Here is a 14,339-nt window from a genome sequence, read left to right on the forward strand (position 1 = left end):
CAGCGCCTGTCAGGCCGGCAGGAGGGCGAAGCGGACCGGTTGCCGGAGGACGGCGGACGCGGCGGTGAGGTCTGCGCCGCGGGTGGCGAGGGTGGCTTCTGCCAGGCGTGGCGGGAGGGCGGTGCTGAACTTCAGGCCCGCCAGGGCCTCGTCGGTGACATGTGGCAGGCAGAGGCGGGACTCGAGGTCTGCCGTCGCGGTGTTCCACATCTGCGGGGTCAGGTCAGTGCGCAGCCGAAGGGAGGCAGCGGTCGGGGCCTGGAGGGGATCTGCCAGGTCGCCGAGACTCGCGGTCAGGGTGCGGTTGGCGCGTTCGCCGGCCCAGGTCCACCAGCGGACGTCGGTCAGGTCGGCAGTACGGACGATCATCGTTCCGCCGGGGTGAACGACGTGGAGATGGTCGGCGCGGATGGCGGCAAGCCGTTCCTGGGCGCGGCGAGTGAGCGGAATACCGGGGTCGTTGCCGAGGAGGACGTCGCGCATCGCTCGGGTCATCTCGTAGGACATGGCCCCCTCGCCGACGGTCAACCAGCGGGCCCGGCCGCCGCGGTCGGCGGGTTCGACGAAGCAGCGGCGACGTTTCCAGTCGATGTGGGTGACTCGCCAGCTGCGGCCGGCGAGCAGGAGCATCCGCGGGCCCTCGACCTCGTCGGTGAGCAGGACGGGATCGGTTCGCCCGATCTCGTCGCGGCCGCACAGGACGGTGAACTCGGGCGCGGCGGTGAAGACCGCCGTCAGCTCGGCGAAATGGCGGTGGCCGAACGCACGCTCGGCCTCGGGGCCGATGAACAGCATGCCGCCGTCGGAGTCCAGGTAGCCCATGCGGACGAGGTGGCGCACGATGGGTTCGGCGGAACGGTCGAACGGGATGAGACCGTTCCATTCATCGATCCACATCTGGTCGCCGACCCGGTTCTCCTGCAGACAGTAGGCGAGCAGCTGCTGGGCGACGATGTGGCGCGGTTCCGGTGGGGGAGTGACGGGCTCGACCCAGCCGCGACCCCAGAGCAGCAGCAGTCCGGCGGCGTGGACGAGGGCGCTCTCGGACAGTGCGAGGAAAAGGCAGTTGCGTGCGGTTCCCGGGCGCCGGCCGGTGCGCCCGAGGCGTTGCAGGAACGAGGCGACCGTCGCCGGTGCGTTGATCTGGACGACGCGGTCGAGGTCGCCTACGTCGATGCCGAGTTCGAGTGTGCTTGTCGAGACGATCACGCAGTCCCGGGCCTGGGCGAACGCGTCTTCCGAGCGACGCCGCTCGTCGACCGACAGCGACGCGTGCGAGAGAAACGTCGTCACGCCAAGCGACCGCAGCGCTTGGCCCAGCTCCTCGACGATCTTCTTGGAGTCGCAGAAGACGAGCCGCTTCTCGCCCCGGTGCAGCGCCGCCAGAACCTTCGCCGCGTTTGATACCGAGCCGACGTAGTCCAGCTCGATATCGCCGGCCGGTGGTGCGCCTCGCGCGGCAGCTGCCTGCGCTGCGGGGGCCATCGGCGGGGTGGGCGACGGCCCGGGCTGGGCAACCGGCAGGCCGGGGGCGATGACCCGCGCCGGGCGGTGGCCGGCGCGGGAGCCCTGCAACCAGTGCAGCAGTTCCTCCGGGTTGCCGACCGTCGCCGACAGGCCAACGACCTGCAACTCTGAGTGAGCGGCGACGATGCGCCGCAGGCGTTCGAGGACAGCGAGCAGGTGCCAGCCACGGTCGTCGCCGGCGAACGCGTGTACCTCATCGATGACGATCATGCGAACGTCGGCGAAGAAACCGCGGTGATCGGTGCGGACGCTGACCAACATCGCTTCCAGCGACTCGGGCGTGGTCAGCAGGACGTCGGGGCGTTCGCGGCGGATCCTGTTGCGGCGGCTTTCGGTGATGTCGCCGTGCCAGACGGCGGTGCGTCGGCCGAGCCAGCCGGTGTAGGTCTCCAGGCGTGGCGCGAGGTTGTTGAGCAGTGCCTTCAGCGGACACAGGTACAGGACCGACGTTCCCTGCCAGTTCTCGGACGCCATCCGCGTGAGGACCGGAAACGCGACGGCCTCGGTTTTCCCGCCCGCCGTCGGGGCGAGCAGCAGCGCGTCCGCGCCGGCGAGCAGCGGCTCCACGGCCGCCTCCTGCAACGGCCGCAGCCCCGGCCACTGCAGGGTGTTCACGATGTGGTGCAGCACGATCGGGTGCAGCAGGTCGGCGACGTCCGCCCCACCGGCGGCCGGGGACGGGACGGGTTCGGTCACCCGAGATCCAGTTCGACGTCATCGGCGCTGGTCGCGGCCGCATTGCGCTCCAGGTCGCTCATCTCGGCCGACGTGAGGGTCAGCGGGTAGTCGCGGCGCGGGTCGAAGTCGTCGAACTGGTCGACGCGGTCCAGGACGTCACCGACGAGCTTCTTCAGGAACAACCGCGGCGCGACGCCGACCTTCCCACCGAGGCGCCCGGCGACCGCTCCGGCCAGCTCGCCGAGATAGGCGTCGTCGACGAGGTTCTCGATGCGCCGCGCCGCGTCGCCCGACGACCCGGCCGCGTACAGCCCGCGGACTCGCCCGCCGAGTTCCACCAGCGACGCCTCGGTGAACCCGGCGAGGCGCAACTGGACGGCCCGCGGGTTGTCGAACTTCGCCTGGGCGGTGAAGTCGGTCGCCAGCCGTTGGGCGAGCGGCGCCAGCCGTTGCACGCCCTGCGGACCGTCATAGAACGCCGGTGTCCCGGTGATGACGAGGAACAGCCCCGGGAACCGGCCGCCGTGGACCTCGTCGATGAGCTGCCGCAGGGCGTTGAGCGCCTTGTCCCGGGCATCGGAACGGACCCGCTGCAGGGTCTCGACCTCGTCGAGGACCACGAGCAGGCCGCGGAAGCCGCTGTCGCGCAGCACCACCAGCAGCCCCTGCAGAAAACCGAGCGCGCCGAAATGGTCCAGGTCGCCGCGCACGCCGGCCGCCCGCCGGGCGCTCGCCGCGACGTGCGGCTGCCCGCCGAGCCAGGCGAGCACGGCCGCCGCGGTCGCCTCGTCGCCGGCCGCGAGCGCCCCCCGGTATCCCCGCAGCGCGGCGGCGAACGCGGGTGCGGTGCGACCGACGTCGGCGAGCCGTCCGTCGACCAGTTTGTCCACGGCCCGGTCCAGCGTCTCGGTGTCCGCACCGGTCGCGCTGTCGGTGGCGAGGACGTCCTCCTCCAACGCGTAGAACCAGCCGTCGACGACCTGGCGCAGTGCGCTGGGTGGGAAGGTCGCGGTGGTCAGCCGTTCGGTGAGGCGGCGGTAGACGGTCTCCAGCTTGTGCAGCGGGGTCTCGTTCTCCGAGATCTGCACTTCGGCGACGGCGAGCCCCGCCTTCTTGGCGCGTTCGGCGAGCCAGCGGGTGAAGAACGTCTTGCCCGAGCCGTATTCGCCCCGGACGGCCTTGAACACCGACCCGCCGCCGGCGGCCGCCGCGAGGTCATCGGCGGCGGCGCGCTCGAACCGATCCAGCCCGACCGCGAGCAGGTCCAGCCCGGCCGCCGGGACGGCCCCCCGCCGCAACGCGTCCAGTACATCCCGGCGCCGCGCCGCGCTGACGTCGTCGCCGCTCACCGGGCCAGCCCGAACTGCTGGCGCAGCAGGTCGACGTTGAGCCGCAGGGTGTGGCCGTCGTCGAGCTCATCCAACACGGGGTAGTTGTCGATGTTGAACAGTCGTCGCAGGTTCACCGCGAACCCGCTGGCCCGCCGGGAGATCTCGCCGGCCTGCTCGGCGACGACAGGTGTCGCCAGCGTGCCGTTCGCGGCCAGCAACGCCCGCACGGCCGCCTCGACCTTACCCACCGCGAGGGGCCGAGCCAGCCCCTTGAGCTGGGACTGGAACAGCTCCGAGCCCAGCAGCCCGGCGACGAGCAGGTCGACCGGATCCTCGCGGGCAGCGGCCGGGGATGAGGGCATGGAAGCCGGGCTGTCGGCAGCCGCGGCGGGACCGGCGCCCGTTTCGGACACGCTGGTTGTCTGCGCGGGCAGGTCGAACAGGGCCGGGCCGGCCTGTTCCTCCACGGGCCGGCGGCGCCTGCGGGGTGCAAGGGCCGGCTCCGCAGCCGCGCCGGCGATGCGTCGATCAGCGGCCCGTGAACCGATCCTGACGGTGTCGCCGCCGAGATTGGCGAGCAGATCGGAGGTGTCCAGGGACCACCAGCGTGGGCGCTGGTCGGGCAGTGGGCGCCAGCCAGGTGGCAGCTCTCGGCGGGCGGAGGTCGACGAGAGCCGGAACGGCAGGAAGGCCAGCAGGGGGACGGTCACCTCGGCCGGCGACGCGCCGCCGTGGTAGCCGCCCCTACGGCCCAGATAGTGCAGCGCCGGATCCCACAGGGCGATGACGCGGCCGCCGGGGGCGAGCACCCGCGGCCCGGCGAGCGCCACCTCGCCGTCGCCGGCCGCGCCGCCGCCATCGCCGCCGCCGCCGCCGTTGCCGGCGGGGACCCGGTGGCGCGCTGACACCGCGTCCGTCGCCGCCAGTCCCGCCGCGCCATGGTCGACGACGTGGCCGTGGTCGCTGGTCACGATCACGATCCGGTCGGCGCTGCGGGCGTAGTCCAGCACCGCGCGCAGTCTGCCGACGTCGGCCAGGGTCCAGCCGGCGTCGTCGCGCTGCCGGCCCTTGTCGAGGGTGTCGTCGACGGTGTTGATCACGACACCGACCAGCCGGGTATCGGAGGTGAGCGCCTGCGTGAGGTCGTGGTCGAGCGGGGCGCCGGGCACGCCTTCCAGGTCCGCGTGGTGGAACAGCCGGGCGTGATGGCGGCCCCAGCGCGCGTGGTTCTCGAACGCGGCCTTCTCCGTCGCCTTGTCCCCGGTGGTCAGCGTGCCGCAGAGCAAGGACGTCCGCGAGGTGGCGGTGATGGTCGGTAGCACGGCGACGGCGGCTCGCCGCCGGACGGAGGCAGCCGGCTCGCCCACGTCCGCACCGGATGTCGACGGGACGCCTAGGGGGTCGTACTCCTGCCAGCGGCCGCGGCGCAGTTCGGCGGCGAGCTGGGTGGCCACGGCGGCGCTCATTCCGTCGAGCACGAGCAGCAGCGCGCGCCAGCCGCCGCGGGCGGTGACGACGGGCGCGACGACCCGGTCGAGGATCTCCTCGACGAGCAGCGGCCCACCGGGCATCGGCGGGCCGGCCGTCCAGTCGGCGAGCAGGCCCGCGAAGGATGCGTCGAGAGCGCGCCGCCGCCCGGCGGCGACGCGGAACAGGTCGCCGTACACGGTGGCGACGGCGGGCACCAGCTCCCCGCCCGCCAGGTGGCTGAGCGCGACATCGACCCAGGACGAGTCGTCCAGGTGGGCGTCGAGAGCCGCGGCCAGTGTCCTCGGCTCGCCCGGTCGAACCCGGGCTTCGCGCGCCGGGCCGGCCGAGGCGCCGCGCAGCGAACCGGTCGGCTGGGTGGCGAGCCAGCCCACGACCCGCGTCGCCATCACCGCCCGCTCGACCTCGGCGCGGTCGACGCTCGCCAGCAGGTGCGCACGCAGCGAGCCGACGGCGGCCACGACGTCACGCGCGGCGCTCGCGAGCAGCGCGCGGTCGACGCCGGACTCTGCGGCCGCCAGGAAATCGCTGATCGTGGTCGCGACGCGCGAGAGCCGATGGTGGAACCCGGCCCGCAGAATGTCACTCGCGGCGCCGGCGGCTCGTCCGTCGAGCTCGTGAAGCAGCCGCTCGGCGGTGTCGAGCAGGACCGCGAGCTCGTCGTCCGGGTGCAGGGTCAGCGAGGTCGTGGCGAGGGTGAGACCGAGCCGGTGCGTGCCGGGGCGCGTGGGTGCCAGCGCGGCCGCGACGACCTCCCGGGTGGCGTCGGCGAACGCGCGCATCGCCGTCTCGTCGAGCCGGGCGTCGCCGAAATGGCGTTCCACGCGGACCTTCGCGCGCTCGACGGCCGCGACGTCCACGGCGGCCGGCCCGGGGGAGTCGACCGGGTCGCGTCGGGGCCACAGGCAGTCGCAGACCAGGCCGAGCGCGAGCGCCTGGTCGCCGTTGCCGGCCGCGACCAGGGTGAACAGCGTCCGGCCCGCGCGGCCGGTGCGCTCGCCCAGGTAGGCGGTGAGGCCGGTGCGTTCGTCGTCGCCGAGCCGGCGGAACGCCTCGGTCGCGCCGGGGACGGTCGTCCAGCGCAGCAGTGTGGCGATGTCGAGATCGGCGGCGCCGAGACCGAACTCGGTCAGGCCGAGCCGGACGGCGGCGAGCTCGGAGAGCGCGTCCTCGCGGCTGAGCAGCCCGCCGGACCGACGCGGCCAACCGGCGGGCGGTCGGGCCTCCAGCAGCGCCTGCACGACCCAGCGATCCTCCGGCGCGCGCAGCCGCGGGTCGGTCTGGGTGGCGCCGAAGTCCTCCAGCACCGCCGCCCACGGTTCGATGATGTCGACGCGCTGCCGGTGGACCTGCGCGAGCACGGTGTCGCCGAGGAGCTCCTCGTCCGCGTCGGTGAGCAGCACCAGCCAGCCGTCCTCGACAGGCTCGCGGGCCCAGCGGGTGACCTCCTCCAGCACCGCGAGCGGCGACACGCACGGCACCACCCGCACCGGCCGGCCGCCGACGGCCAGCTCGACGGGCGCCGGCCAGTCCGGCTGGGCGCGGACCAGCAGGACGCGCGGCTGCCCGCCGGGGTTGGTGTGGGAGGCGCGTTGCAGCCTGCCGACCCGGCCCAGCACAACGGCCGGCGTCACCCGGGAGATGCCGGCGCCCGCGGGCCGCGCCGCGGTCGGCTGGACGCTCATGGCGCCGGCCGCCAGCTGATCTCGATCTCGCCGGGCCGGTCGCCGACATCGGCGCGCAGCTCGGCCAGCGTCTGGTCCAGCGCGTCGGGACGGATGCGCCACTGTCGCGTGGCCCCGGCCTTCGTGTGGTCCGCCGGGTCCGCGACTTTTCCGGTGGTGAGGCCCGGGTTCACGCCGGGAATCGTGGGCGGGCGGCCTCCAACGTTCAGCCGGGGATCGGGTGTGACCGGAACACTGATCCGCGGCGGCCCGACAGGCGGCGTCACGACGGGCGGTTTCGGTTCGACGGATCTGGCCGCCATGGCGTGCCGAAGCAGCGCCGTGGCCTCGGCGCGGGCCGTGCCGAGCGCGGTGGCCAGCGGGTTGAGCGGGTTCTCGTCGGCGGCGCCGACGGCCCGGATCCGGTCGAGGATCTCGTGGGCCTGCGCGTCGTACGGTTCGCGCAGGCCGGCGATGACGCCGAACGTGTCGTCCCAGGGCGCCGCCCTGATCGCCGCGGCGACCTCGGCGGCCGTGCTCATGCTGACCAGGAGGCGTTTCGCGGAGCCGGCGAGGTCGGCGCGGGCGAGACGCTCGACGAGCTGGGGGCCGGGCGCCGCGTCGTCCAGCGCCAGCAGCAGGTCACGCGCTGCCCGCGCGGTGCGCAGCCGGCCGCCGGTCGTGCCCTCGACAGCCGGCCCGGCGGCAGCGGTCCCGGTGCCCAGGTCAAGACCGAGCTCGGACGCGTGCGTCTCCAGGGCGACGACCAGCTCCTGGCCGGCTGCCCGCCGACGCTCGGCCTTGACGACCAGCTCCTGGGCGAAGTCGCGCAGTAGCCGGCCGCGCAGGAGTGGCTGCGGCCGCACCCCGAAAAGTGCCTGGGCCCGCTCGCCCGCTTCCGCCCAGTCCGCCTGGCTGGGCAGCGGCTGCTGGCGCAGCGTCATGTCCCTGCCGATCGTGCCCAGCTCGGGCGGCGGCGACAGCAGGCCGCCGTAGCGGTACCAGGCCCGGTCCGTCTGCTCGGCGAACGCGGCGACGACCAGATACGCGACGTTGTCGTCCAGACCCCGCGCCCGCGGTTCGTCGATCCAGCGCAGCAGATCGGCGACCCGCAGCTCGCCCGGACCCGACCCGGTCCCGCTGTCGAGCGCTGCCTGGGCGGCACACCGGGTGAAATGGTCGACCCACTCACGGCCGAGCTCGAAGCGCACCTCGTGCATCACGCCGAGCCCGAGCGCCGGGGCGATCCGCCGCATCGGCCCACGGTCGACCTTCGCGACCTCGATGGAACTCCCGTCGGCCTCCGCCGCCCTGCGGACGTAGCCGAGAACGAGCTTGAGATCGGCGAGCTTCACCGGCACGCCGGTCCGGTCCGGGTCGAGATCCGGATGGCCGGGGAACTGGTCGGCGAGCAGGTCACCGACGAGCCGGCGGGCCGCGTCCCGAAACGACGCCCCGAGCGGCAGCGTCGGATTCAGGCCCGGCCACAACGAGCGCAGATGGTCGTGGAAATCCGCGGTGACGTCGGTTTCGTCCTTGGACGTGAGGCCGTACGCCGAGCGCAGCGTCGTCTTCGTCTTGGTCAGCAGCGCGTCATAGCGGCTCTTCAGGACGCTGCGGGCCCGCTGCCGGTCGTCGGCGCTCAGATGCTGGGCATGGCTGTCGAACCGGTGGCCGCCGCCGGCGAGCAGATGGTCGAGCCGGACGAGCATCCCCAGGTCAACAAGGCGGCTCGCGGTGAGATCGGCCGGGATCCAGCCGACCGTCCGGTGCTGGACGCCGGAGCCGCGCAGCCGTTCGATCCGGGCCCGGGCGTTGACCGGCGGCTCGCCGGCGTCGTCGAACGGGTAGTCGACGACGAGCCGCCAGGACTCCGGGTCGATCGGGGCGAGCTGGTCGTCGCGCAGCTCCGCGCCGCGCAGGGAGGCGAAGATGACCTCGGCGGAGCGCTTGCTGCCCCGCCAGACCAGGTCGAGCCGGTCGCCGAACGCGTCGCCGGTGAGGGTGACCCCCAGCTCCTCGACGAGCAGGCGCCGCACGAGGGCACGCCGGTTCCCGGCGCTGTCGTAGCCGACGGCGGAGTTGAGGATGCTGTCGACCTCGACGCCGACGAGCTCCAGCCCGACGCCCGGATCGCCGCCGTCCACGGGCAGGTACTTGATCTCGCCGAACTGGCCGGCCCACCGCTCGACCTTCTTGCCGACCTGACCGGCCTCGCCGCCCGGGATCGGACTGGTGATGCTGCCGTGGTTGAGCGCCGAAAGCCGCCGCGGCGTCAGGTTCTGCAGCGCGGGGACGCTGGGCGCGAGGGCCGCGAGCAGCAGCGTCTTGACCAGCCGGTCGTCGGCGGTGAACCGGCGGACCTTGGTGGCGAGCACCGCGTCGACCGCCGCGCCGGTGGCCCGGGCGCGGCGAACCTGGGCCAACGCCTCCTCGTCGAGACCTTCGGCGTCGAGCAGGTAGGGCCGCAGCCGGCGGCCGTAGAGCTTCTGGGCGGCGTCGAACTCGGCCTTGAGCACGTCGGTGAACGGCGTGTCCGCACCCCGGGTGATGACGTCCCACAGGTCACCGAGCGGGACGACCTGCCCGAGGCGCAGATCGCCGCGATGGTCGACGAGCAGCTGGCGCATCAGCTTCAGCGCGGTCCGGTTGCGCTGCAGCGCCGACGACACGTGGACGAGGGTGTCCACGAAGGCCGGGCTGAACGGGTAGGAGAGGCGGAACGCGTCCCGGTCGGCGCCGATCTGGGCGCTGCCGCCGAGCATCGTCTCCCACACCTCGGCGCGGACCTTTGCCGTCGTCTCGAACGCCTTCTCGATCGCCCTCGCCGCGTCGGCGTCCACCGGCTTCAGCAACCGCCGGTTGGCGATCAGGGGGAGGTTGCGGTCCTCCAGGACGATCTTGTCGAAGCGGCCGTCGGCGAGAGTCAGGACGTCGAGGAAGCTCAGCCGGACGTCGCCGGCGACCTGCTCGCCGACGAGCTCGCGCAGGTCGCGCTGGCGGGCGATGAAACTGACGATCGGAACGGCCCGGGCGCCCAGCCCACCCTCGACGAAGTTGGTGACCTTCTGCACCTCGCGGGAGACGAACGCCTGGTCACCCATGTTGTTCGCCAGCCACAGGATCAGCTCGTCGAGGAACAGGATGACCGCGTCGTAGCCGAGGTCCTTGGCATGCCGGGCGATCTCGGCGAGGCCGGCGTCGAGGGAGATGAACCCCTCGGCGTCCTCGCGCAGATCACGGTAGGTGTTCGCGAACCAGGACGAGAGCAGATCGGAGACCAGCCGGCGCCGCGCCGGGGTGTCCTGCGCGGCCGGGGCGAGCGCCGCGTCCAGCTCGGGCGCCGTCCAGGAGGCGTCATTGCCCCAGTCGTCCTGCTCGCCGTCACTGGAGCCGGTGCCGGCGCCAGCGCGGTTGAGCTCGGCCAGGAACCTCTCGTCGCCGACCCTGGCCCGGATGTTGCGAGCCTCGTCCAGCAGCGCGCCGGCGCGCTGCACGGCGGCGATCGGCGCGTCCGGGCGCAGCGCGCGCAGATGATCGGTGTAGCCACCGAGGACGCGCTGCTCGATCGACTTCGCGCCGAGCAGGTGAAACGGAACCAGCAGGAACTTCTTGCCGGCCAGATCCGAGCCATGCTTGTTGAGAACATCGGTCAGCCGGTCGTCAAAGCTGTGGGCGGCCGGCTCGCCGCGCAGCAGCGCGTGCAGCACCGCCATGAAATGCGACTTGCCGGAGCCGAACGAGCCGTGCAGATAGACGCCCTTCGACGCCCCGGTGCTCACCGCCTGCGCGATCAGGCCGAGCGCCTCGTCGAAGTTCCCGACGAGCCGATCGGTCAGCACGTAGTCCCGCATCGTCGCGGCCGCGTCGGTGACACCCTCGGTCAGCTTGAGGACGAAGTCACTGTCGGAGGTCCGCTCCGGAATATCGATGACCTCACGCAGCAGCGGCGGAGACGGCAAGCTGGTCATGAGACACCTCGGCGGGTCAGGCGAGCGGTCAGGTCATGCATCCGAGCACGGATGATACGGACGGTCCCCATCACTTCTGCGCCGCTTTCCGGCCACGGCTGGCCGCCGGCGGGCGCCAGCCGGTGAGGTCATCGGCGGTCACGCCGTGGCGACCCATCGCGTCGGCGAGAAACGCGTCGTAGACCTCGGCGGGGGAGCCGTCGTAAAGCGGATCGACCTCGCCATGCCACTGCCGCACCCAGGGCATCACCTCCAGCAGCCCAGCGAGCAGCGGGGTCAGGCGCTCGGCACCCCAACCGTCGTTGTCCTGACGTTCGACGATCAGCGTCGCCAGCGCCTGGGCCTGCTCGCGGTGATCCCAACCGGCCCAGCCGATCAGCAGCGTCGGATCGTTGTCCGGCCCAGCCGGCTGATAGGAGATGAACCGCTCCTTGGGCACATCCAGCTTGCCGCGAGCCCGCCAGTAACTGACCTTGCGAAAGTCGGCCGGAGCGTACTTTGGCGGCACCGGAATGCGGTCGCGAATCTCCTTCGCGGCCTCCGGACTCGGGGCGGCATCCTCGGCGCGCTGCTGATCCCAGACCGACTCCCAGTCGGCCCGCTTGACCAGGCCGGAGTCCTTGTAACGCAAGGCAGCCGAGAACGGGACATGCTCGTTCTCGACCAGGTCGTTGACGACCTTGACCAGGTTCTCGCCCGCCCGGTAGATCTCGGCGACGGCCACGAAGTCCGCGTCGCCGGCCAGCTCGTCGGCCAGTCGGCCGGTGGTCCACAGCCGCGGCTGGACCATGCCATCGAGATCGGCGAACCACAGCTCGCGGGCCTCAAGCCGGTCGAGTAGCCAGCCCCGCAGCGCCGCGTCCTGGAGCTTGTCCCAGCCCTCGGTCGCCCACCGGCGCTTATGTTCGGGCCGCTCGATCAGCCCGATGTTCCGATCGGTCTCAATGACGGAGATCCGCTTCTCCACCAGCACCCGATACTCGGTGGGCCAGTGCACCGGCAGTTCAGTGATCGGGGTGGAACCATGGCGGACGAACCACTCGGACGTCTCCTCGCCGGCCGCGATCTTCCGCGCCAGCACCACCTCGAACGCCCGCTCACCCAGCTTGATCTCCGGAACCTCGGCCATTGGCAGCGTCAGATCATCGGCAAGTAGCCGATACTGCCGATAGACCCGCCAGTCCAGCTCCTCCTGCAACGCAATCATCCGTACCCGGGCGGAAGCCCACTCGGCCTGGGCCACAGCCAACCGGGAGCGCGTCGGCACACCGTCTGCCGTCACCGACGCCGGGCTCACCGCCGTCAGCCGCTGTGCCAGCCCATCCAGCTCCTGAGCCAGTTCCAACGGACACTCCGTCGGAAGTGGGAACTCCTCAAGCTTTGTCCCGGTGAACTCATAGCGGTTCTCCCACGCCTCGTCCTGCACACCGCGACCGATACCACTCCCACCCTTTGGCTGGCTGACCTGCTTGAGCCAGAAGCACGCCGTCGAGCTGTTCAACACCCCCAACAGCCGCAGATGCTCATCCTCTGACGCCCCCGCCGGCAACTTAATCACCGGCGCCGATTGCTTGAAGACTTTTCCGCCTCTGTCAAGGGTGAAATTGTTGTGGGTCGCCACAAAAGCAAGAACTATCGAAAATGGTACTCGAAGCTTTGATGCTGTGAGTCGACCAAATTCGGTCCATCGGAGGCCGCTTTCGATCTTCGTCCTGCCTCCGAATAGAATATTGTTAGAGAGTTCGCTACGGCCGACCCAGAGATACCTCAGCATCTCTGGAACGGTCGCGACGTCAATGGCGACTAGATCTGAGTCGTACGGAAATACTGTCACTTCTGCCGGTATCCACGACCAGTCTCGCACCGAGTCTCCGACCACCATCGGTCGGGTCCACTCGACTGCGAGACGCTGCCTGCGCGCACTTATTTCGGGCAGCAGATAAATCTCGTCGGCGAGGGTAAAGCTAGTGATGCCGATCGAATGGGATTTCGTCGCCAATCGAGTATGATTATTCTCCTCGAGGAATTCCCGAAGTTCCCCGCTGCCTCCGCCACCCACGCTCCATGGATGAGTCGCCCACTGGCCGCGCTGAGAGTCGTTCGCGCTGACCCATTGGCTCTCCGAGTCGGGGCGGCTTACCTGGGTGACGATAGCCCTCCACACGGTGCCATCGGCTGGATCTTCAGGTTGCGCCGGTTCACCCCTGATACCTAGGACGGTACGGATCGTGCTGGAGCGCCTGGACAGGTTGCGCCGGCCCGCAAGAATCACAGTCGGCGTGCCGTGGTCAGGTATGTAGGCGCCAGAGGTGTCTATGATGTGTGTGAGTTCAACAGCCGCTGCGAAGAATTCTTCGATCAATTTCTTGCCGAACTCGCGCTTCATGAACGAGTTCGAGGTAATCTGTCCGGTACGGCCGGCACTGTTTCCCTCGGCGTCCGCGGCCTTAGCTAGCTCAAACAGGCGCTGCGCAAAGGGTACCGAGAGGGCGTATTTTCCTGCGCAGGTGCTGTACATTTCGCGGTACAGCTGATTGAGCTTCTTGTCCTTGACAGTTATGTAGGGCGGGTTGCCAACGACGGCGTGATAGCGACCCTCTTCGAGGATGCTGGGGTGCTCGGCGAGGTCCTCGGTGGTATAGGAGAACTCGGCGAGCTCGTCGCGCTCCTCACCGAAGAGATCGAGCTGGCGGTGTTTGATCAGCGAGTCGCCGGTGGCCACATGCAGTGGGAATGTGTAGCCGGCTGCCGCGCCCAGAGTCCTGAGCCGTGCGGCTCGAAGCGCCTCGACCGTCAAGCGGAACCTGGCGATCGCCGTCGCATATGGGTTGATGTCCACGCCGTGCACCGCGTCCAGGGCCAAGTGGACCCGCTCGAAGACGTCGCGGTCGGGGGCGTGTTTTTCCCATTCGGCGAGGAGGCGGCGGAAGGCGCCGAGGAGGAAGTGGCCGGAGCCGCAGGTGGGGTCGATGAGTTTGACGACGTCGTGGCCGAACTCGTCGATGGCCGGGGTGAGCGTCAGGTCGAGGATGAACTCCTCGACGAACTCCGGGGTCTGGAGCAGGGCGTATTTCTTGCGGACGTCCTCGGAGAGGTCCTGGTACATGTCGCCGAGGAAGCGGGTGTCCCAGGTGGCGTCGGTGAAGTCGTGGACCAGGGTGCCGGTCTCGGTGCGTCGTCGCCAGAAGGCCAGGAGGTTCTTCGCCGCGTCGTGGGTGGGCGGGATCTGGAACAGGGCGTTGTGGCGCCGGTCGAACAGGGCCGCGCCGACGGGCACCTTGGCGATCTCGTCGAAGCCGGCCAGCAGCCAGTCGCGTGCTGTCTTTTCCGGGTGCCGGGTGTAGAAGTCCTCGGTGCGTTCCTCGGCGAGGGTGAGCCGGGCCGTGGTGGGGCCGGCGAGGAACGGGTCGCCGATGAGGCCGTTGTCCTCGCAGAAGCGGACGAACACGGTGCCCAGCACCCAGGCGACCGCCGCCTGGGTGACCCGCTCGCCGAGCCACGCCGACCAGGTCGCCGCCGTCCGGCCGACCTTGAACGCCCGGTCGTACTCGGCGCGCAGCCGCGTCCCGACCTCGGTCACCTCGTCCACCTGGGCCCGCAGGTCCTTCTCCAGGTTCTTCACCTGTCGCTGGGCATCCTTCAGCAGCGCCACCCGGTCGATCACAAAGCTCTCCCCATCC

The 14,339-nt window shown here is 70.9% G+C and carries 5 protein-coding genes; all 5 read right to left on the bottom strand.

The features are described from left to right. Positions 1-9: 9 nt before the first annotated feature. A complete protein-coding gene (locus MXD60_RS12585) occupies positions 10-2,223 on the bottom strand; it encodes a DEAD/DEAH box helicase (protein ID WP_248819222.1) in 2,214 nt (737 codons plus the stop codon). Then, the gene (brxD, locus tag MXD60_RS12590) at positions 2,220-3,554 is read right to left on the bottom strand and encodes a BREX system ATP-binding protein BrxD (RefSeq protein WP_248819223.1); all 1,335 of its coding nucleotides are present in this window, start codon (positions 3,552-3,554) and stop codon (positions 2,220-2,222) included. The genes MXD60_RS12585 and brxD overlap by 4 nt, the downstream gene beginning before the upstream one ends. Beyond that, complete coding sequence (gene pglZ / locus MXD60_RS12595) at positions 3,551-6,709, bottom strand: BREX-2 system phosphatase PglZ (RefSeq protein ID WP_248819224.1); 3,159 nt, start codon at positions 6,707-6,709, stop codon at positions 3,551-3,553. Before pglZ ends, brxD begins: the two co-directional genes overlap by 4 nt. Then, complete coding sequence (locus MXD60_RS12600; protein WP_248819225.1) at positions 6,706-10,659, bottom strand: DUF6079 family protein; 3,954 nt, start codon at positions 10,657-10,659, stop codon at positions 6,706-6,708. Before MXD60_RS12600 ends, pglZ begins: the two co-directional genes overlap by 4 nt. Before the next feature lie 70 nt (positions 10,660-10,729). Beyond that, on the bottom strand, positions 10,730-14,323 hold the full coding sequence (pglX, locus tag MXD60_RS12605; protein ID WP_248819226.1) for a BREX-2 system adenine-specific DNA-methyltransferase PglX: 3,594 nt from the start codon (positions 14,321-14,323) through the stop codon (positions 10,730-10,732). Positions 14,324-14,339 lie beyond the last annotated feature (16 nt).

This window comes from Frankia sp. AgB32 (assembly GCF_023243045.1).
GTDB lineage: Bacteria > Actinomycetota > Actinomycetes > Frankiales > Frankiaceae > Frankia.